Annotated in this window: 20 protein-coding genes, 1 other RNA gene and 1 riboswitch; of the genes, 12 read left to right on the top strand and 9 right to left on the bottom strand. The window is 59.6% G+C overall.

Annotation, left to right across the window (positions count from 1 at the left end; translation table 11 throughout):
* The first annotated feature begins 5 nt into the window (after positions 1-5).
* Both ffs and rsgA read left to right on the top strand, forming a co-directional pair.
* An RNA gene (ffs, locus tag ACOERD_RS09990) (signal recognition particle sRNA small type) lies at positions 6-104 on the top strand.
* A gap of 157 nt (positions 105-261) precedes the next feature.
* Positions 262-1,290, top strand: coding sequence for a ribosome small subunit-dependent GTPase A (gene rsgA, locus ACOERD_RS09985; RefSeq protein ID WP_419738924.1), 1,029 nt, complete (start codon positions 262-264; stop codon positions 1,288-1,290).
* A gap of 43 nt (positions 1,291-1,333) precedes the next feature.
* Here rsgA and ACOERD_RS09980 read toward each other — a convergent pair whose 3' ends face one another.
* Positions 1,334-1,579: a hypothetical protein gene (locus ACOERD_RS09980; RefSeq protein ID WP_419738923.1), complete on the bottom strand. Its 246-nt coding sequence runs from the start codon at positions 1,577-1,579 to the stop codon at positions 1,334-1,336.
* Entirely contained in the window at positions 1,545-1,751 is a 207-nt protein-coding gene (locus ACOERD_RS09975) for a hypothetical protein (protein WP_419738922.1), read from the bottom strand. The genes ACOERD_RS09980 and ACOERD_RS09975 overlap by 35 nt, the downstream gene beginning before the upstream one ends.
* Here ACOERD_RS09975 and ACOERD_RS09970 point away from each other — a divergent pair.
* Positions 1,744-3,486 carry an IS1634 family transposase gene (locus ACOERD_RS09970; RefSeq protein ID WP_419737624.1) on the top strand — a complete coding sequence of 581 codons (1,743 nt, stop codon included), beginning with the start codon at positions 1,744-1,746 and terminating at the stop codon, positions 3,484-3,486. The two genes, ACOERD_RS09975 and ACOERD_RS09970, sit on opposite strands and share 8 nt — an antisense overlap.
* Positions 3,487-3,593: 107 nt before the next feature.
* Here ACOERD_RS09970 and ACOERD_RS09965 read toward each other — a convergent pair whose 3' ends face one another.
* Both ACOERD_RS09965 and ACOERD_RS09960 read right to left on the bottom strand, forming a co-directional pair.
* Positions 3,594-4,355 (bottom strand): alpha/beta fold hydrolase, encoded by a 762-nt coding sequence (locus ACOERD_RS09965; RefSeq protein ID WP_419738921.1) that lies wholly within the window; start codon positions 4,353-4,355, stop codon positions 3,594-3,596.
* A gap of 159 nt (positions 4,356-4,514) precedes the next feature.
* Positions 4,515-4,736: riboswitch (cobalamin riboswitch) on the top strand.
* Between the two features lie 488 nt (positions 4,737-5,224).
* Entirely contained in the window at positions 5,225-6,406 is a 1,182-nt protein-coding gene (locus ACOERD_RS09960) for an ISNCY family transposase (RefSeq protein ID WP_419737600.1), read from the bottom strand.
* A gap of 41 nt (positions 6,407-6,447) precedes the next feature.
* Here ACOERD_RS09960 and ACOERD_RS09955 point away from each other — a divergent pair, with 41 nt between their 5' ends.
* Positions 6,448-6,648 (top strand): hypothetical protein, encoded by a 201-nt coding sequence (locus ACOERD_RS09955; RefSeq protein ID WP_419738920.1) that lies wholly within the window; start codon positions 6,448-6,450, stop codon positions 6,646-6,648.
* On the opposite strand, the gene ACOERD_RS09950 is transcribed toward ACOERD_RS09955, so the two are convergent.
* Positions 6,645-7,148: a protein-tyrosine phosphatase family protein gene (locus ACOERD_RS09950; RefSeq protein ID WP_170375444.1), complete on the bottom strand. Its 504-nt coding sequence runs from the start codon at positions 7,146-7,148 to the stop codon at positions 6,645-6,647. The genes ACOERD_RS09955 and ACOERD_RS09950 overlap by 4 nt on opposite strands.
* Before the next feature lie 169 nt (positions 7,149-7,317).
* On the opposite strand from ACOERD_RS09950, the gene ACOERD_RS09945 reads away from it, so the two are divergent.
* From ACOERD_RS09945 to recR, 3 genes are all read left to right on the top strand, one after another.
* A complete protein-coding gene (locus tag ACOERD_RS09945) occupies positions 7,318-9,075 on the top strand; it encodes a DNA polymerase III subunit gamma/tau (RefSeq protein WP_419738919.1) in 1,758 nt (585 codons plus the stop codon).
* Positions 9,076-9,230: 155 nt separating this feature from the next.
* On the top strand, positions 9,231-9,575 hold the full coding sequence (locus tag ACOERD_RS09940) for a YbaB/EbfC family nucleoid-associated protein (protein ID WP_170328851.1): 345 nt from the start codon (positions 9,231-9,233) through the stop codon (positions 9,573-9,575).
* Positions 9,576-9,636: 61 nt separating this feature from the next.
* Entirely contained in the window at positions 9,637-10,230 is a 594-nt protein-coding gene (gene recR, locus ACOERD_RS09935) for a recombination mediator RecR (protein WP_170552512.1), read from the top strand.
* 70 nt (positions 10,231-10,300) lie between these two features.
* On the opposite strand, the gene ACOERD_RS09930 is transcribed toward recR, so the two are convergent.
* Positions 10,301-10,798 (bottom strand): lactoylglutathione lyase family protein, encoded by a 498-nt coding sequence (locus tag ACOERD_RS09930; RefSeq protein WP_170483306.1) that lies wholly within the window; start codon positions 10,796-10,798, stop codon positions 10,301-10,303.
* Positions 10,799-10,932: 134 nt separating this feature from the next.
* Between ACOERD_RS09930 and ACOERD_RS09925 the strand changes: the two genes are divergently transcribed.
* Positions 10,933-11,484, top strand: coding sequence for a hypothetical protein (locus tag ACOERD_RS09925; protein ID WP_419738918.1), 552 nt, complete (start codon positions 10,933-10,935; stop codon positions 11,482-11,484).
* On the opposite strand, the gene ACOERD_RS09920 is transcribed toward ACOERD_RS09925, so the two are convergent.
* Positions 11,481-12,122, bottom strand: coding sequence for a ribonuclease T2 family protein (locus ACOERD_RS09920; RefSeq protein WP_419738917.1), 642 nt, complete (start codon positions 12,120-12,122; stop codon positions 11,481-11,483). The genes ACOERD_RS09925 and ACOERD_RS09920 overlap by 4 nt on opposite strands.
* Positions 12,123-12,253: 131 nt before the next feature.
* Between ACOERD_RS09920 and ACOERD_RS09915 the strand changes: the two genes are divergently transcribed.
* Positions 12,254-13,018 (top strand): DUF1013 domain-containing protein, encoded by a 765-nt coding sequence (locus ACOERD_RS09915; RefSeq protein WP_419738916.1) that lies wholly within the window; start codon positions 12,254-12,256, stop codon positions 13,016-13,018.
* Between the two features lie 52 nt (positions 13,019-13,070).
* Positions 13,071-13,460 carry a hypothetical protein gene (locus tag ACOERD_RS09910; protein ID WP_170552503.1) on the top strand — a complete coding sequence of 130 codons (390 nt, stop codon included), beginning with the start codon at positions 13,071-13,073 and terminating at the stop codon, positions 13,458-13,460.
* Positions 13,461-13,513: 53 nt separating this feature from the next.
* On the opposite strand, the gene ACOERD_RS09905 is transcribed toward ACOERD_RS09910, so the two are convergent.
* Positions 13,514-14,545, bottom strand: a complete 1,032-nt coding sequence (locus tag ACOERD_RS09905) for a permease (RefSeq protein ID WP_419738915.1) — start codon at positions 14,543-14,545, stop codon at positions 13,514-13,516.
* Positions 14,538-14,846: an ArsR/SmtB family transcription factor gene (locus ACOERD_RS09900; RefSeq protein ID WP_170375462.1), complete on the bottom strand. Its 309-nt coding sequence runs from the start codon at positions 14,844-14,846 to the stop codon at positions 14,538-14,540. Before ACOERD_RS09900 ends, ACOERD_RS09905 begins: the two co-directional genes overlap by 8 nt.
* 132 nt (positions 14,847-14,978) lie before the next feature.
* Between ACOERD_RS09900 and ACOERD_RS09895 the strand changes: the two genes are divergently transcribed.
* Both ACOERD_RS09895 and xsc read left to right on the top strand, forming a co-directional pair.
* Positions 14,979-16,439: a PLP-dependent aminotransferase family protein gene (locus tag ACOERD_RS09895; RefSeq protein WP_419738914.1), complete on the top strand. Its 1,461-nt coding sequence runs from the start codon at positions 14,979-14,981 to the stop codon at positions 16,437-16,439.
* Between the two features lie 128 nt (positions 16,440-16,567).
* A complete protein-coding gene (gene xsc / locus ACOERD_RS09890; RefSeq protein WP_419738913.1) occupies positions 16,568-18,346 on the top strand; it encodes a sulfoacetaldehyde acetyltransferase in 1,779 nt (592 codons plus the stop codon).
* Positions 18,347-18,450 lie beyond the last annotated feature (104 nt).

Raw genomic sequence — 18,450 nt, 5'->3', positions numbered from 1 at the left:
AGCCCTGAGAGGTTGGCGCGGGCGAGCGCCTCGCCAACCTGGTCAGGTCCGGAAGGAAGCAGCCACAACGAGCCCCGCTTGGGTCGATGTCCAACCTCTCACTTTATGGAAACCATCAGCCGCAGGAGGGCTTTATGAATGTAGCAAATACCCTTCGGGCAGATCGGTTCTAAACCCAACTCTCCGATTGCCTGAACACATCACCAACGGATGCGCGCCTGCCATCCGATGGGAGTGCTATATCTGAACACAGGCAAACCAATGTCTTTTACTCTTTCGGACCTAGGATGGTCCTCTCACTTTGCTGCACAACACGCGGCGCACGCGCAGCTTACGCCTTTTCGTCTCACCGCCGTTCACCGGGACCGTCTGGTCGGGATGAACGAGGCTGGTGAAACATCTCTGTTTGCCCCTGGTCACTCTACCGGCGACTTTGCTGTCGGAGATTGGGTGCTGGCCGATGACAAGAATCGCGTTCAGCATCCGCTTGACCGGCGCAGCCTATTGCAACGCCGTGCTGCCGGAACCGGGGCCGAGGCGCAGTTGATCGCAGCCAATGTTGACGTGCTGTTCATCGTCAGCTCGTGCAATGCGGATTTCAATGTGCCCCGGCTCGAACGGTATCTGGCACTGGCGCATCAGGCGGGCTGCTATCCTGTCGTGGTCCTGACCAAAGCAGATAGCTGCTCGGACCCCGCAGCCTACGCCAAGCAGGCCGAAGCGCTGGCACCGTTTTTGACAGTCCTGACGGTCAACGCACATGACGCGTTAGACCTGCAGCAGGTTCTGGCATGGTGTCCGGCGAGTCAGACAGCGGCTTTGGTCGGGTCATCCGGGGTTGGCAAAACAACGCTCGCCAACGGAATGACCGGTCAGGATCAGGCAACTGCGGCAATCCGCGAGGATGATGCCCGAGGCCGCCACACCACGACGTCTCGCGCCTTACATCCGATGCAAAATGGCGGTTGGCTGGTCGACACCCCCGGCATGCGCGCCCTGCGGCTGCTCGATGCGCAGGACGGGGTGGACGAAGTGTTCTCAGACATTCTGGAGCTGGCCCAAGCCTGCCGGTTCTCGGATTGCCAGCATGAGGCCGAGCCAGGATGCGCTGTGCAAGCGGCAATAGAAGAAGGCCCGCTGGATGCAGAACGGCTGGACCGCTGGCGCAAGCTGCGGCGCGAGGATCAGCGCAACTCTGAGACCGTGGCCGAGGCGCGGGCGCGCGACAAGGCTTTCGGCAAGATGGTCCGATCCGCGATGCACAGACAATCCGCGCGGCGCGGCGATTGAAACACGGGCTGAAACAGGGGCGCCGCTTCGCCGGCGTCCCCCATCAAGCGATCAATCGGGGCCAGAGTGCAGCATTGCGACGGGCAAACACACCGATATGGCCGATTTCCGGAACGCCAAACTCTTCCGGTGACAACAGGTGACGGCGTGACTTCGGCCCGTAAAGATCGGCCAACCGCCAAACGGCGGCTTCGGGCACCATCTCATCATCCGTGAAGGCAAACAGGTCGACGGGAACGTCAGCATCCTGCCATTTAGCTTGCGGCAGGGTGTCTCCGATCTCGGGCAAGTAGCTGTGCGGCGCGGTGCACCATTTCCTGACTTCCGACCTTTTTGTTGATCTGACTGGGTTTTTGGTTTGTTTTCAGGTGTGGTTGCTCAGAGGCGCGTTGTAGTGCCCCATTATTATAAAAAGTATTGACATGGGCCTTCAGATGGCTAACCTCTTCGCCCATGTTCATCCGCACCAAACATGACGCAAAGCTCAACCGCACACGGATCCAGATCGTTGAATCCGTCCGCACCGGCTCCAAGGTACGCCAGAAGATCCTGCGCCATGTGGGTGTGGCCCATAACGACAGCGAGATTGAGGATATCAAGCGTCTGGCGGGCCGCTTGATGGAGCAATTACGCATTGATCGCTCGCCGCAAATGGAACTGTTCACGCCCACGGAATATGCCGATCTGCAGGCGCTGGTGCGCCGCGCTCCGCGGCCGGACAAGCTTGGCGTTGATCTTGCCGAGTGCCGTGAGGAGGCGCGGGTCTCTCTGGGTCTGCGGGATGTCATGGGGACGATGTATGACCAACTGGGTTGGGGGGCCCTTCTGGGGGCGGCGCGTAAAAGTGCCAATCGCATTGTGAAAGAGCTGGTTATGGCGCGGATCGCACAGCCCGAGAGCAAGCGCGCGACCGTGGAGGCGTTGGAGAACCAGGCAGGCATCACGCTCAATCTGGACGTGGTCTATCGGAGCATGGATTACATCAATACGCCGGTGATAGACGGGATTTGCAAAACCTCTCACGCGGCGGCAGAGAAGTTGCTGGGCGGGCCAGTGACCGTGCTGTTCTACGATTGCACGACCCTGGCCTTTGACACCGAGCGCGAGGACCCGGCCGAGGATGCGGACGGGGTCGAGCAGGATCATCTTCTGGCCAAGGGCTTCAGCAAGGATGGCAAGCATCACCGCGCTCAGGTCATGCTGGCGCTGATCGTCACCTCCGATGGGCTGCCTGTGGGCTATGAACTCTTCCCGGGAAACACCTGGGAAGGTCATACGCTGGAAGCTGCGCTGAAGGCGTTGGAGGGACGCTTCGACGTGGCCAGGGTCACGTTCGTGGCCGATGCCGCCATGCTCAGCAAGGACAACCAGCAGATGTTGCAGAACAAGGGTCTGCCCTACATCCTCGGCTATCGCATGAAGTCCGCCCCGGCCGCCGTGAAGGCGAACATTTTGAGCCCGGAGGGACGCCAGCCTTGGGCTGGACACGGTTCTGAAGAGGCAACCGAGAAGGGCTGGTACAAGGTGATCGACCAGGAGGGAGCGCGGGTCATTGTGACCTGGTCACCCACCCGGGCACGCAATGATGCCCACAAGCGCGACAAGGCAATCGAAAAGCTGCACAAGAAGCTCAAGCGCTCTCGCAAACCCGGCAGCTTCAGCAGCCGGGGATATGGCCGCTTCCTGGCCTTCCCCGACAGCGGGGACGTCACGCTGGATGATGCAAAGATCAAGGCAGCGGCACAATGGGACGGGCTGCATGCCATTGTTGTTCATGGTGCGGACGAACTGGAGGCACAGGACGTCATTGCCCGCTATCACCAGTTGTGGGAGATCGAAGCCTGCTTCCGCACCAACAAGCACGATCTGAAAATCCGGCCCATCTATCACTGGTCGCCGCGTCGGGTCCGGGCCCATATCGCCATCTGCTACATGGCCTTCTGCTGCCTGCAGCACCTGCGCAAGCATCTGGACCTGCTCGGACACCCGATGAGCCCGGCTCGTATCCGCAACGAGTTGAACGCATTGCAGCTCTCGATCCTGCGCCACAAAGGCACCCCTGACCGCTACGGCATGCCAAGCCATGCCACGGTCGATGCCAGACGCATCCTCACCTGCGTCGGCCTGACCTGGAACGAAGCCCCTTTCAAGATACCCCCCGGGCGCACCCGAAAAACTGGCCAGACCAAAGCCTGAGCTCCCTCAACACTCCGAAACAATCGCTGGCGAAAAAAGTCCGTGTAGTGCCTTTTGGCAACCAAGGCATAATAATATCAATGACTTATACGAAAAAATGTCGGAAGTCAGGGGCGTGACTTCGGCCCGTAAAGATCGGCCAACCGCCAAACGGCGGCTTCGGGCACCATCTCATCATCCGTGAAGGCAAACAGGTCGACGGGAACGTCAGCATCCTGCCATTTAGCTTGCGGCAGGGTGTCTCCGATCTCGGGCAAGTAGCTGTGCGGCGCGGTGCACCATTTGCGCCATTGCCAATAGACCTTAGGCGGTAGGTCTGTTCCAAACCCAAGTGCCTTGCCCGGCAAATACCCCATGCCGCGCACGACCAGAGGCACGTGCCCATACCAGAACAACCCTGCCAGAGCGCGGTACGGCCAAGGATGATCGCCCAGTTTCACAAGGCCGGAACAGACGCAGATCATCCGGTCAATCGTGTCGATATCCGGCTGCACTGGCCCCAGCATCCCTCCAAGCGAATGACCAACTGACCATTGCTGCGCCAGCGGGAACCGTCGGCGCATCTCGGCCCGCGCGGCGGGCATATCCTGCAACGCCCAATCGGCCATCGAAATCTTCGACCGACGCTGTGGGCCCGATTTCGAATGCCCAAATTCCCGATAGTCATAGATCAGACAGGCGATATCCCGATCCGAGGCCAACCACTGTGCGAGATGCTTGTAGTAATCGCGCGGAACCCCTGTCGCGCTGTTGACCACCACCACTGTCTCGGGCTGCGCCACGGGCCGGTAGATCCGCCCGGACAGGGCGCCATCCCCCACCGGGATCTGAACATCTTCGATCAGCACTGTTTGGTTTGAATCCAACATGGGTATCCTCGGCGGAAAACTGAACTGATGAGTTCATATTGCAACTTGACCCCAGACAGCCCATGCAAGTCAACTGCGATCCCGCTTGACCACGCGTCCACTTCGCGGATCGGCTTTCCGCAACGCAGAAGGTTCAACTTGACTCAGAATGGTAATGAACGCTAGCGATGATGCGATGGTTCTCGGCTTTCACAAGACGTCGGGATGAAAAGGGAACACGGTGCGGTTTTCCCCGGCTTGCTCGGGAAGAACCAATTCCGCGACTGCCCCCGCAACTTTAAGCGGTGAGCGATGTCGAAAAGCCACTGGCCGAAAGGCCGGGAAGGTCGGCAAAGCGATGACCCGCAAGTCAGGAGACCTGCCATCGTCAACATAACCCAAACTCGGGCGGGGTGTCCGGGCAGGCCGTGACAGACCCTATCTGCCCCACCTGATCCCAGCACCAGTCCACCGCGCGGAGGGCGCAGGATGATCTGGAAGACGAAGACACACAGGTTCTCAGCAACCATCTGCCAACATACGGGCAAGACTTGCCCTGCATTGGCACGGCTGGCGCGTTCGATGGTTGACGCGCTGGACCAAGCCGGTCCAGCAACCACATCGGGTTTCGAAATCGAAGGCAGCAGCGACCTGACCCATTGCTCGGACGGATGCCACGCCCGGTTTCGGGCCAGCCCTTCTCGGGTGCGGGTCTATTGCGGAGCGGATCCTAATGCCGACAGCGAGACCCTGTCGAGAACATTCTGAATTGTCCGGTGTAGGTAACATGCCAATTGTCCGCTTCAGTTGATTGCGCGGTGGCCCAATTCGGAGGGAGCCGTAGGCGACCGTAGATTTGGGCCACCGCGTTCGCGCCACGTCGAAGCGGGTCACGCGACTTTGTGTTTGCTATCCTCCTGTGTGATGGGTGATCCGTCAGGCTGGTAGCGGCCAATGCATCTCGGGCCGTGGAAGATGACCAGTTGACCATCGGGGTATTCGTGGACCCTGACCTTCGCCTTGACGAAATGATGACGGTGCCTGTCTGCCGCGATCTGCATGACCAGGCCCTTGTAGCGCACCGTATTGTCGTTGCCGACGACGCGGTCTTCCTGCACACACAGGGTGTCGCGCACATTGCCTGTAAACGGCACGAAGGCCGAGGTCGTATCCTCCGGCTCCCTTGCAAACAGGGCATTGTGTTCGGGAAGATAGACCTCTTTCAGGAACTGATTGGCCTCTTCAATGGTTGTGATCCCATGGGACCGCAGTTCCTGCGGCAATCGGTTCTGGAACGTGCCAAACATGCGTTCAGACCGTCCACGGGCCTGCGGTGAATAGGCCGGGATCAGCTCAATGCCGAGTTGCTGCAAGGCGCGCCCGACCTGGGTCAGATTGTCCTTGTCCACTTTGCCGCCCGCTTCGGGCGTATGCCAGTAATGAGAGCCCCGATCGGCATAGAGCGAGCAAAACAGACCTTGCGCCTCGATCACCTCTGTCAGCCCCTGAAAACTGCTCATCGTCCCTTCTTCCTCGACAAAGAATGCCGAATAAACCCGGTTGGTGGCATCGTCCATGGTGACGATCAGATCCCACCACTGACCCGGAACCCATTCATGGCTGGAGCCGTCCTGATGCAACATCATGCCAACCATCGGACGGCGGGGCCGCTTGCGCCGATGGGCACCTCGTCGGGGTGCTGCCTGAACCCGGCCGTGGCGCTGCAGTGTAAGCCGCACCCAGTTGTAGCTCTGTGTGAAACCATGGTGGGCCACCAGCTTCTCGTGGAAATGCTTCGGCGTGTAATCCCAGTACTTGGTATCAAACAGTTCAAGCATCTCCATGACCTTATCCGTGGCAACACGATTGTTGGCCAGTTTGCCAAGCCGACGGTCGTACAGACCTTCTGCACCATCCGCCTCAAATCGATCCTCCCAACGCCTGACGGTGCGCACGGATACACCCAGTATCTCAGCCGCCTGTTCTTGCGTCAGCTTGTTCGCGCTTCGCCGCGAATACACATCTTCAAACTTCATCAGTCGAACTTCCTGTAACACTTCTGCTCGGTTCATAACGCCTCCTCTCAGAGACAGAATAGAACCGGACAGATCGCATGTTACATACACCGGACATATCGCGTGTTAGCGACAATGCCGACAGCGAGACCCTTGATAGCTATGCCGATTTGATGTTCGGTACCGACACGAGCAGCCTGCCGAGCGCAGCAATGACATCCCTGCCCTGCGCCATGCTCGAGGCTTCGGTGATTGCGCCGCGTAAACCGGCACAGGCGGAACTGCAGCCGTCGGCTTAGGAGTCTGCCAAAGCTCGGGCGGGCAAGGTTGCCCAGTGCTTCTGCGCGTCAGTTTCGACCGCGCAGGGGCGCAGCTTGCGCAACCGATCCAGCGCTTGGGTTGGAAGCTCGCCGCATTCGATCATCAACCGCAACACAACCATGCCAGAGCGACCACATCCGCCCTTGCAATGGACAAGCACGCGCCCTCCGCCCGATAATGCCTGACGTGCCGCGGCGCTAACATCAGGCCATTGCGCATCAACCTCTGACGGTGGCACGCCGAAATCCTGAATCGGCAGATGCACCCAGCGGCTGGCGCGACCCTGAACGTCGCGGCCAAAATCGCGGGCTCCGAACTGGACCAGCTCGGCCTCGGTTGTCATCGACAGCACGAGGCCCGGCCTCCAATCTCCAATCGTTTCAAGGTCGCCTGCATAGTCGCCGCCCTTTCCCGGCATCGACGTCAGGGCAAGTGTGCCCCCGCCCACTTGCAAAGCATGAATGACCAAATTCGTCATGACAGCATCCCCCCGGAAGCGTTGATCCTGACTTTAGGCTTGAGTCACGATCTGCAGAGTGTACCCCTGACGCGCCGGTTTCCAAAACAAAATCGTTCTTCAACTCATGTGGACGCGGGCGGCGCGGGCCTCTACGCTGCGGTGACGTCCCGAATCCGCCAGAGTAGACATGACCGACTCAGACAGCCCCGCCTATCAGGTTCTCGCCCGCAAATATCGCCCGGAAACCTTTGCCGATCTGGTGGGTCAGGACGCGATGGTCCGCACGCTGAAAAACGCGTTCGAGGCGGATCGCATCGCGCAAGCCTTTGTCATGACAGGCATTCGCGGAACGGGTAAAACCACAACCGCACGGATCATTGCGAAAGGCATGAACTGCATCGGACCGGACGGAACTGGCGGACCCACGACCGAGCCGTGCGGCCAATGTGAACACTGCATCGCCATCATGGAAGGTCGCCATGTCGATGTGATGGAGATGGACGCCGCCAGCCGCACTGGCGTGAATGATATTCGCGAGATTATCGACAGCGTCCGATACCGCGCTGCCTCGGCCCGCTACAAGATCTACATCATCGATGAGGTCCACATGCTGTCGACCAGCGCCTTCAACGCGCTGCTCAAGACGCTCGAGGAGCCGCCGGCGCATGTGAAGTTCATCTTCGCCACAACCGAGATTCGCAAGGTTCCCGTCACAGTTCTGTCGCGCTGCCAGCGCTTCGACCTGCGTAGGATCGAGCCCGAGGATATGATCGGCCTGCTGCGCAAGATCGCCTCGGCTGAGAGCGCAGAGATTGCCGAGGATGCGCTGGCGCTGATCACCCGTGCGGCCGAGGGATCTGCTCGTGACGCCACCTCATTGCTGGATCAGGCGATCTCGCACGGGGCCGGAGAGACGACGGCAGATCAAGTGCGCGCGATGCTGGGCCTGGCGGATCGTGGCCGGGTTCTGGACCTCATGGACATGATCCTAAGTGGCGATGCAACAGGGGCACTGACCGAGCTTGGTGGCCAATATGCCGAAGGGGCTGATCCATTGGCCGTGCTGCGTGATCTGGCTGAGATCACTCATTGGGTCTCGGTCGTGAAGATCACCCCGGACGCAGCCGAAGACCCCACTGTTTCCCCGGATGAACGCGCCCGTGGCCAGCAGATGGCTGAGGCCCTCCCCATGCGGGTACTGACTCGGATGTGGCAGATGCTGTTGAAAGCGCTTGAGGAAGTTTCAGCCGCCCCCAACGCCATGATGGCTGCCGAAATGGCTGTGATCCGACTGACTCATGTGGCCGACCTGCCTAGCCCGGAAGAACTGATCAAACGGCTGCAGGATACGCCTCCTCCCCCCAGTGGCGGGCCTGGCGGTGGGATGCCCATTCAAAGCAACGGCGCGGCCCCGGTCGAAGCCCGCGCCACTACAAGCTACGCCCCTGCGCCACGCGGGTCCGGCGGCGCACCCGTCGCCGCCTTGGCGCAAGATACACAGACGGCACTGGCGCGATACCCAAGTTTCGAACATGTGGTCGAGCTGATCCGGAACAACCGAGACGTCAAGCTTCTGGTCGAGGTCGAAAACGGCGTGCGGCTGGTCTCTTACCAGCCCGGACGGATCGAATTCAACCCATCGTCGCAAGCCCCAACCGATCTTGCACCACGACTGGGATCGGCCTTGCAGCGTTGGACTGGCAACAGATGGGCGGTATCCATCGTGTCGGAGGGCGACGCTCCGACGATCGCCGAAATTCGCGATAAAGCCGAACTGGCTCTGAAAGAAGAGGCCACGGCACATCCGCTGGTTCAGGCCGTTCTGGCAAGTTTCCCCAAGGCCAAAATCACCCGTATCGAAACACCGGAACAACGCGCCGCCCAAGTCGAGACCGAAGCCCTGCCCGAGGTCGAAGATGAATGGGACCCTTTCGAAGAAGATTGATCGCACCACAAAACCAAACCCGCCCGCGCCCGCCACGGGCAATCGGCTAAAGCCGATCACCCTGAGCGGCCTTGGGCCCGGCAGCGCGCTCTGCTCTTGTGTCACCACGGTGACCCCCGTATCTAGGCACAAACCGGACTTACAGGAGAAGCAACATGCTTAAAGGACTAGGCGGCCTGGGCGATATGGCCAAGATGATGAAATCCGCGCAGGATCTTCAGACCAAGATGACCGAGATGCAGGAAGAGCTGAACAACCTTATGGTTGTAGGCGAGTCCGGCGCAGGGTTGGTCAAGGCAACCGCAACCGCCAAAGGAGAGCTGAAGGGCCTGGATATCGACCCGTCGATCTTCAATGGCGACGACAAGGAAGTGGTTGAGGACCTGATCCTGGCGGCCATCAAGGACGCACAGACCAAAGCCGCCGAGCGCTCGCAGGCCGAGATGGCCAAACTGACCGAAAGCATGGGCCTGCCCGCAGACATCAAGCTGCCGTTCTGATCTCCATCTTTTCAATAGTACTCCCGCCGGAGGCTCCCTCCGGCGTCAGACAGGATAGGCCGTGAGTTCTAACAGCGACATCGACAATCTGATCGACCTGATGGCCAAGCTTCCCGGCCTCGGCCCTCGCTCGGCCCGCCGCGCGGTGCTGCACCTGATCCGCAAACGCTCCCTGCTGCTGACGCCCCTGTCCGACGTGATGCAGCAGGTCGCCATCACCGCCCGCGAGTGCCTGAATTGCGGCAATGTTGGCACCACCGACATCTGTGACATCTGCAACGATGAGGCCCGAGCGACCGGAGAGCTTTGCGTCGTCGAGGACGTCGCCGACCTGTGGGCGATGGAGCGTGCCGGCGTGTTCAAAGGACGCTATCACGTGTTGGGCGGCACGCTTTCGGCGCTGGATGGCGTTGGCCCGGATGAGTTGCGCATTCCTCGCCTCAAGGACCGGGTTGTGGCCGAAGGCGTCACCGAGATCATTCTGGCCCTGAACGCCACCGTCGACGGCCAGACCACAGCGCACTACATCGCCGATCAGTTGGAGGGGCAGGTCCGCCTGACCTCACTGGCGCAAGGCGTGCCGATTGGAGGCGAGCTCGACTATCTGGATGACGGGACGATTACCGCAGCACTGAGGGCACGAAAAGAGCTCTGAGCATTGCAATATGACAGCAACCGGAACGCTTTCACCCCCTCCGGTTGCACACGAGACACCGCCTCGTATTTCAGGTGTAGGCGCCCGAAGAGTACGTCAATTCGTAAGAATGGCTGTAGATCTCGAAGACAATACCAAAAGGGTCTTCGACGTAGACCATTCGGTAGGGTTTCTCTCCGGGATAATAGTATCGAATCGGCATACGTTGTTTGCCACCCGCTGCAACGATTTTTTCTACCAGGCCTTCGACATCCGGGTCTTGGACGCAAAAATGGAACGTACCATTCTGGCGAAAATCGATATTGTTTTCCGGTACATAATTCCCGTCAAACTCGAAAAGCTCGAACCCGATGCGATCAGCAGTCGCGAGATGCGCAATACGTAGTTTTTTCCACTCAGGACCAAACACATCAGTGCACATGACACCAATATCCGTGTCATCCTCTACCACATCAGTCGGTGGCATGATCACGTAGAAACCAAGGACTTCGGAGTAAAACTTTACAGCCTCGTCAACGTTTGGGACGGACAATCCGATGTGAGAGAACGTTCTTGGATGTTGCGGCATGGCTCGTTCCTTGTCTTATGGGGCAAAAACTATTGTGCCACAGCCGAGTTTCAAGCGCCTCCCCGGCGAGACATAGCCGGGTTCAGCCATGCACATAGGTCTTCTTTCGCGATGATATCAGTCAAGAATGGTCTTTGCCTGCCGCACGCGGCGTGTACTATGGCTATGACCTTATCCGTTTGATTTTGGGAACTGTTATGAAACGCCTTTTTGCCCTCGCACTTGCCGCCTTTACAGCCACTGCAGCGTTTTCTCAGCAACTGATCGACAAGGGCTTTGTCGACGGCTGGAACATCATGATGGACCCCGCGTTGGGCAATGGGTGCTTGATCCAGACGGTGTATCAGGACCTCTCGGTCGTGCGGATCGGTTATGACGCGCTAGGCAATCGCGGGTATTTCGCCGTCTACAACAAGGCCTGGGGCGAAATCGAACAGGGCAAATCTTATCCGATCCGATTTGCTCTGGACGGCAAAAGCTATGACGCCACCGCCATTGGCTTCAACGAGCGTGACGTCCCCGGCGCGACAGTCTTTTTCACTGACCGGAATTTCGTCACCGCGATTGCTCAAAATAAGACGATGACGGTTTACAATCCGGCCGGCGAAGTGGTGATGGCCATCGACCTCAAAGGCACCGCCAAGGCGCTGGAATACGCGCGGGAGTGTCAGAACAAAAAGCTCTAACGAATCGGGTCGAACAGGGCGTCTTTGGCCGTGCAGTCGCGAATGACATCGCGGCCGCAGGGCACGGGATCAAGGTCGCGGGACAGGCACAGTCGGACCTCTTCGATATAGCCCTGTTTGCAGGTGATCGTGACCATGTCGCGCTCGAGCTTGGGATTGGCCTTCAGAAAGGCCTCTTCGACAATCGACGCGGGCAGTTTGACCGAGGTATCAAGCTGGCGGAACACCTCGGGCCGGGTCACGCGACCATACGCTTCGCGCGACAGATCCATGTAGCCCCGCGCCGACAGGCCCGAACAGGTGCCGTGTTTCTTCCACTGATGCCATGCAAGGCCCGCACTGCCCTGAATATCCTCCATCGCGCGGGTCATCGCGCGCGACGGCGGGGCCTCGGGCGTGCGGCAATAGGAGGGCCAGCCCTGATGGAACTGCGGCCAGAGCCCGTGCAATATCCAACCATGGTCATGCCGGGCGTCGCATTGATCTGATCCCCGCGCATCCCCTTCGCGCGCGCACCAGTTCGGAGACCAGCTGAGCGCCAGGACGTAGTAGTCGAACTCACCGGCCTTTTCGCCCTCGGCCAACGCGGCGACTGCGCTTATGGCCCACAAAACCAGCGCTAAAAACCCATGGCGCATTCGCCTCTTCCCTTCTTGCGTCGCGGCGACTATATACACCCCAAGTTCCCCGACAACGGAAACCTGCCCCAAAAACCCCGGGGCCGCCGAATTCCGGCGACGGGACAGATGTATGTATAGGAGACGGGCTGATGGCAAAACCGCTTATGGCCAAGGCAACAGCCGTATGGCTGGTGGACAACACCACGATCAGCTTTAAGCAGATCGCGGATTTCGTAGGGATGCACGAGCTTGAAGTGCAGGGCATTGCCGATGGCGATGTGGCCGCTGGCGTCAAAGGGTTCGACCCGCTTGCCAACAACCAGCTGACGCAGGAAGAGATCGATGCGGCGCAGAACAACCCGCTGCACAAGCTGAAGCTCAAGTTCAACCCGTCGGCAACGGGCGAAGAAAAGCGCCGTGGCCCGCGCTATACCCCGCTGTCCAAGCGTCAGGACCGTCCGAACTCGATCCTGTGGCTGGTCAAGTTCCACCCCGAGCTTAGTGACGGTCAGATCGCCAAGCTGGTTGGCACCACCAAGCCGACCATCCAGTCGATCCGCGAGCGCACGCACTGGAACATCGCAAACATGCAGCCCATCGACCCGGTTGCCTTGGGCCTGTGCAAACAGTCTGAACTGGACGCTGTGGTGCAGAAGGCCGCCGCGAAGAAAGCGGCTGAAGGCGGCGTAATGAGCGATGACGAGCGCCGCAAGCTGGTCTCGACCGAGCAGTCGCTGGAAATGGACGCAGCACCGAAGATCCCGACCGCGATTGAAGGTCTGGAAACCTTCTCGCTCTCTGAAGAGCCGGAAGCTGAAAAGGAAGACAGTGATCCGATCGTGGACGCCGACAGCTTCTTCAACCTTCCCAAAGGCGGTGGGGACGACGAAGAAGAAGACGATCTGCGCCCCTGATTTCTGGCCCGCCTCGGTCTAAACTGGCTGGGGCGTTTTCTTGGGACCTCTCATGCTCAGCATTCTATCTGCCATCTTTGGCCCACACCGCGCCGTTACGATCTATGCCTTCCTAAAAACCTGGGGTTTGGGTCTGGCTGCTGCTGTGGTCATGGCTTTCATCGTCGGCGGTCTTTTCCTGTTGGGGGATGACGGCGAGCATGAGCATCATTCTTTCATGACCGTCCCGGTTTTGTCGGCTACAGCGATCAACGGGGATCTCAAGAACGGGGTCATCGCCTCGGTTCGTCTGCCCGATGGGACGGCCACGTCGATCACCTCAACCGAGGCTCCAGTATCCCAATCGGTCGGCACCAGCGCTTGTGTGGAAAAACGCGTCTACGTGGAAAGCGGAGAAGCACGATACAGGTTCAAACTGCCTCGGTTCTGCGAGGCTGGTTGATCCCTAGCGAACCAGAGGAAAACGCCCGGGCACTGCGCCGGGCGTTTTCTTTTTCAGAGCATCTGGAACAAGATCCCGGCGACAATCGCGCCCCCAACCCCGAGGGTCAGATAGGTAGCGAAGACGCGCGGTTTCACCAATGACCAGACCGCAGCCATGGCGGGGATTGAGCTGACCGCCCCTGCCACCATGAAGGACATGGCCGCGCCTGCCGTCATGCCTTGCTCCATCAGTCCCGCCAGAAGCGGCGGCGCGACATAGGAGTTCAGGTAGGCGGGCATTCCGACCAGCGCGGCCACGACGATGGGCAGCACGCCTTCTCCGCCGACAACGCTTGCGATCAGGTCGGCAGGCACATAGCTGACCAGAAGCGCCTCAAGCACATAGGCCAGAGCCAGCCATTTCAGCAGGAAGAGACCGTTATGCACGAACTCAGAACGGAAACGCTGACGGCGTTCGGGTTCCTGCCAGAACGTCCAGACGGGTTTGTCATCCAGCTTGGGGCCGCACCCACAGCATCCGGCGGGTTTGTATTCCCGCAGGGGCTGAGCGAAGGCCCCGTTGCGCATCAGAAGACGCACGGCGAACCCGCCGAACAGACCCAAAGCGACTGCTGCAACGGCCTTGCCGATGGCAAAAGGCCACCCCAATGCGCCTGCGGTGATCAGCAATGTCGGCGGGTCGATGAGTGGAGAGCTAAGCCAGAAGGCCATCACCGCAGAGAGCGGCGCGCCCAGTGCCAGAAGCCCGGCGATGAATGGGATCACCTCACAGGAACAAAACGGCGCAAGCCCTCCGAACAGGGCGGCCAGAAAGATCATCCGGGTTTCTCGCCCTTCAAACGCGCGTGCTACCATGACTTCGGCGCCGGTGGCCTTGAGATAGGACAGCAGAAGGACGGCGAACAGGATATACTGGCCCGTATGCGCCAGTGCTTTGGCGGCGAAACTTACGACCTCAGCCCAGTTGCCCGGATCGAAAACTGCGACCAACGCCAGTATCGCGACGATCAAAGCCCAAGGCGTTTTGATCACATCCAGCGCGAGTTTGGCCGAGGCTTTTGGGTTTTGTGATAGTTCAGCCATCGTTTGCGGCCTTTCCGACTTCGTCTGCGCAGCATTCGCTTAGAATAAACTGCGCCAGGTTTCGCAACTCGTTGAAACAGGCGCGATTGATCGTCGTGCGCCCGATCTTTTCCTGTTCAACCACACCACCTGCAGCCAGAAACCGAAGGTGATGCGCAAGGGTGGAGGGGGCGATGCCGGTACGTGTCTGGATCTCACCCACGGTCAAACCGGCCTGCCCGGCCCTCACAAGTGTTTTCAGAACCTTCAACCGGGCCTCGGACCCCATGGCCGAAAATCCTGCTGCAGCGGTTTCCCACATCTGAATTCTCCATTAAACTATATTTCTAGTTATTTAGGTGATTCGAATTTCCTCGTCAAGCCACATCACAAATTCACTCCGAGGTATGTAAGTCCAGATTGCCACCGCCTTAAGTCCAACCTATAAGCGCTCATGGCTATCTCGGTTGACACTTTCTTTCTTGAGCTGAACGGACAGGGGACGCTGCAGGCGCAAATCCAGCAGATGATCGCCGAAGGCATTCTGTCGGGTCGGTTCCACATTGGGGAAAAGCTGCCCTCGTCCCGCAAGCTGGCAACCCATCTGGGCGTCAGTCGGATTACGGTGACACTGGCCTATACCGAACTTCTGGCCAATGACTACCTGACCGCCAAAGGGCGTTCGGGCTACTATGTATCAGAAAATGCGCCGGTCCCGCCGAAATACACGCCCGTCCCGCGCAGCGAAGAGACGGTCGACTGGGACAACGCGCTGGCCCGGCGGTTCTCGGGCGGCAATGTGCTGACCAAACCTCAGGACTGGCGCAACTACAAATACCCGTTCATCTACGGGCAGGCCGACAGGACACTGTTTGACCACGCGAATTGGCGGCTATGTGCGGTTCGGGCGCTGGGACACAAGGATTTCGAGTCCCTAACGACTGACTACGCTGATCAGGACGATCCTCTGCTGGTCGAGTTCATTGCCCGCCACACCCTGCCACGCCGAGGCATCACCGCCCGCCCCGAAGAGATCCTGATCACGCTGGGCGCGCAGAACGCGTTGTGGTTGGCCTCGCGCATTCTTCTGAAAAAAGGGCGGACAGCGGCAATTGAAGACCCCTGCTACTACGCTCTGCGTGAGCTGCTGAGCCATTCGGATTGCACCATGGCCCCGATCCGCGTGGATGGTGACGGTCTGCCGCCCGAGGCTCTGCCAGACGACACCGACGTGATCTTTACCACCCCCAGCCACCAAAGCCCGACAACAGCCACCATGCCCGTCAGCCGCAGAACCGCACTTTTGGAACGCGCGAGCGAGCTGAACGCCATGATCGTTGAGGACGACTACGAGTTCGAGATGGCCTATCTGGGCGCGCCTTCTCCCGCGCTCAAGTCGATGGATCGCGACGGGCGAGTAGTCTATGTGGGCAGCTTCTCGAAATCGCTGTTTCCGGGCTTGCGGCTGGGCTACATGGTCGGATCCGAGACCTTCATCCGCGAAGCCCGCGCGCTGCGGTCGCTCGTGTTGCGGCATCCTCCGGGGCATGTTCAGCGCACGGCAGCCTATTTCCTGTCACTCGGGCATTACGACGCTCAGATCAGGCGCATGTCGAACGCCTTGGCCCAACGGCGAGAGGCGTTGGACAAAGCCGTTCAAACCCATGCGCTACAGGTCGCAGGGCGCGGCGTGCTTGGCGGGTCGTCCATTTGGATGCAGGCCCCTTCGCATGTAGACACTGCGCAACTGGCTGCCACGTTGCAGGCGCAAGGGGTGCATATCGAACCCGGCGCGCCGTTCTTTTCGGGGCCGAGGCCGCCTCGGAATTTCTACCGTCTTGGGTATTCCTCGATTGCGCCCGACCGCATTGAGGCCGGAGTGAAGCTGATCGCGGATGCGATCCGGGCCAGTTAACCGTCGGCTGGACGTATTCCGCCGCCTCAACTGGCCCTAACGCCATCCGCACCCATACGCCAAAACCGTATCAAAGGCCGGGCTGAACCCCCCGGCCAATTCACGCATTCAGTTTTGGAGAGCCACCGATGAAAATGACCACGGAAGAAGCCTTTGTTAAGGTTCTGCAGATGCACGGAATCGAGCATGCCTTTGGCATCATCGGTTCGGCCATGATGCCGATCTCGGATATTTTCGGGAAAGCGGGCATCACGTTCTGGGATTGTGCGCATGAAGGCTCGGGCGGGATGATGGCCGACGGCTACACCCGCGCCACCGGCAAAATGTCGATGATGATCGCGCAGAACGGCCCCGGCATCACCAACTTTGTCACCGCCGTCAAAACCGCCTACTGGAACCACACTCCGCTGCTGCTGGTCACTCCTCAGGCCGCAAACAAGACTATGGGTCAGGGCGGTTTCCAGGAAATGGAACAGATGCGGATGTTCGCAGACTGCGTCTGCTATCAAGAAGAAGTGCGCGACCCGTCGCGCATGGCCGAAGTCCTCAGCCGCGTGATCACCAAAGCCAAGCGCGCCTCGGCCCCGGCACAGATCAACGTACCCCGTGACTTCTTCACTCAGGTTGTCGATATCGAGCTGCCTGCCGTGGTCGAATTCGAACTGCCTTCGGGCGGCGCCTCTGCCGTGACCGAAGCTGCCGCTCTGCTGTCCGATGCCAAGAACCCGGTCATTCTGAACGGTGCTGGCACGGTGCTGTCCGCAGGCGGCATCCAAGCGTCGAAAGAACTGGCCGAGCGTCTGGATGCCCCCGTGTGCGTTGGTTACCAGCACAACGACGCTTTCCCCGGCTCGCACCCGCTGTTTGCCGGCCCTCTGGGTTACAACGGCTCGAAAGCTGCGATGGAGCTGATCAAGGAAGCGGACGTTGTCCTGTGCCTTGGCACCCGTCTGAACCCGTTCTCGACCCTGCCCGGATACGGTATGGAATACTGGCCGACTGACGCAAAAATCATTCAGGTCGACATCAACCCAGACCGCATCGGCCTGACCAAGAAGGTCTCGGTTGGTATCGTTGGCGACGCAGCCACCGTTGCAACCAGTATCCTGGCACAGCTTTCGGGAACCGCGGGCGATGAAGGCCGCGATGCGCGTAGGGCGAAAATTGCCGAAACCAAGTCGCGTTGGGCGCAGGAGCTGACCTCGATGGACCACGAGCAGGACGACCCGGGCACCACCTGGAACGAACGCGCCCGTGCCGCCAAGCCGGACTGGATGAGCCCGCGCATGGCATGGCGAGCGATCCAATCCGCGCTGCCTAAAGAGGCGATCATCTCGTCCGACATCGGCAACAACTGCGCCATCGGCAACGCTTACCCCTCGTTCGAAGAAGGCCGTAAATACCTCGCCCCCGGTCTGTTCGGCCCCTGTGGCTATGGTCTGCCGTCAGTGATCGGCGCCAAGATCGGCTGCCCGGATGTGCCCGTTGTTGGGTTCTCGGGCGACGGAGCCTTTGGTATCGCGGTTACCGAACTGACGGCGATCGGACGTGAGGAATGGCCCGCCGTGACCCAGATCGTTTTCCGCAACTATCAGTGGGGCGCGGAAAAGCGGAACTCGACCCTGTGGTTCGACGACAACTTCGTCGGCACTGAATTGGACACGAAGGTCTCTTACGCCGGTATCGCGGAGGCCTGTGGCCTGAAAGGCGTCGTTGCACGTACGCAAGACGAACTGACAGCTGCGCTGAACCAGGCCATCGAAGATCAGAAGAACGGCATCACCACCTTGATCGAAGCCATGATCAACCAGGAACTGGGTGAGCCGTTCCGCCGCGACGCGATGAAAAAGCCGGTTGCGGTTGCGGGTATCGAAGCAGCAGACATGAAGCCGCAAGTCGAGGCCTGATCGCGGTGAAGCCCCTACATCAAATTCTCGGGGCTGCGACCAGTTCCAAAAAGATCATCGCCCTTGCTGAGGGCGATGATCCACGTGTTGTAGAAGGTGCGCTG

The organism is Ruegeria sp. (genome assembly GCF_965199275.1).
GTDB lineage: Bacteria > Pseudomonadota > Alphaproteobacteria > Rhodobacterales > Rhodobacteraceae > Ruegeria.
This window is presented reverse-complemented; position numbering and strand designations above follow the sequence as displayed.

What these genes read in the sequence shown, in the direction of transcription:
- rsgA (WP_419738924.1), top strand. Translation starts at nt 262, where the DNA reads ATGTCTTTTACTCTTTCGGACCTAGGATGGTCCTCTCACTTTGCTGCA.
- ACOERD_RS09970 (WP_419737624.1), top strand. Translation starts at nt 1,744, where the DNA reads ATGTTCATCCGCACCAAACATGACGCAAAGCTCAACCGCACACGGATC.
- ACOERD_RS09975 (WP_419738922.1), bottom strand. Translation starts at nt 1,751, where the DNA reads ATGAACATGGGCGAAGAGGTTAGCCATCTGAAGGCCCATGTCAATACT.
- ACOERD_RS09965 (WP_419738921.1), bottom strand. Translation starts at nt 4,355, where the DNA reads ATGTTGGATTCAAACCAAACAGTGCTGATCGAAGATGTTCAGATCCCG.
- ACOERD_RS09960 (WP_419737600.1), bottom strand. Translation starts at nt 6,406, where the DNA reads ATGAACCGAGCAGAAGTGTTACAGGAAGTTCGACTGATGAAGTTTGAA.
- ACOERD_RS09955 (WP_419738920.1), top strand. Translation starts at nt 6,448, where the DNA reads ATGTTACATACACCGGACATATCGCGTGTTAGCGACAATGCCGACAGC.
- ACOERD_RS09950 (WP_170375444.1), bottom strand. Translation starts at nt 7,148, where the DNA reads ATGACGAATTTGGTCATTCATGCTTTGCAAGTGGGCGGGGGCACACTT.
- ACOERD_RS09945 (WP_419738919.1), top strand. Translation starts at nt 7,318, where the DNA reads ATGACCGACTCAGACAGCCCCGCCTATCAGGTTCTCGCCCGCAAATAT.
- ACOERD_RS09940 (WP_170328851.1), top strand. Translation starts at nt 9,231, where the DNA reads ATGCTTAAAGGACTAGGCGGCCTGGGCGATATGGCCAAGATGATGAAA.
- ACOERD_RS09930 (WP_170483306.1), bottom strand. Translation starts at nt 10,798, where the DNA reads ATGCCGCAACATCCAAGAACGTTCTCTCACATCGGATTGTCCGTCCCA.
- ACOERD_RS09920 (WP_419738917.1), bottom strand. Translation starts at nt 12,122, where the DNA reads ATGCGCCATGGGTTTTTAGCGCTGGTTTTGTGGGCCATAAGCGCAGTC.
- ACOERD_RS09915 (WP_419738916.1), top strand. Translation starts at nt 12,254, where the DNA reads ATGGCAAAACCGCTTATGGCCAAGGCAACAGCCGTATGGCTGGTGGAC.
- ACOERD_RS09910 (WP_170552503.1), top strand. Translation starts at nt 13,071, where the DNA reads ATGCTCAGCATTCTATCTGCCATCTTTGGCCCACACCGCGCCGTTACG.
- ACOERD_RS09905 (WP_419738915.1), bottom strand. Translation starts at nt 14,545, where the DNA reads ATGGCTGAACTATCACAAAACCCAAAAGCCTCGGCCAAACTCGCGCTG.
- ACOERD_RS09900 (WP_170375462.1), bottom strand. Translation starts at nt 14,846, where the DNA reads ATGTGGGAAACCGCTGCAGCAGGATTTTCGGCCATGGGGTCCGAGGCC.
- ACOERD_RS09895 (WP_419738914.1), top strand. Translation starts at nt 14,979, where the DNA reads ATGGCTATCTCGGTTGACACTTTCTTTCTTGAGCTGAACGGACAGGGG.
- xsc (WP_419738913.1), top strand. Translation starts at nt 16,568, where the DNA reads ATGAAAATGACCACGGAAGAAGCCTTTGTTAAGGTTCTGCAGATGCAC.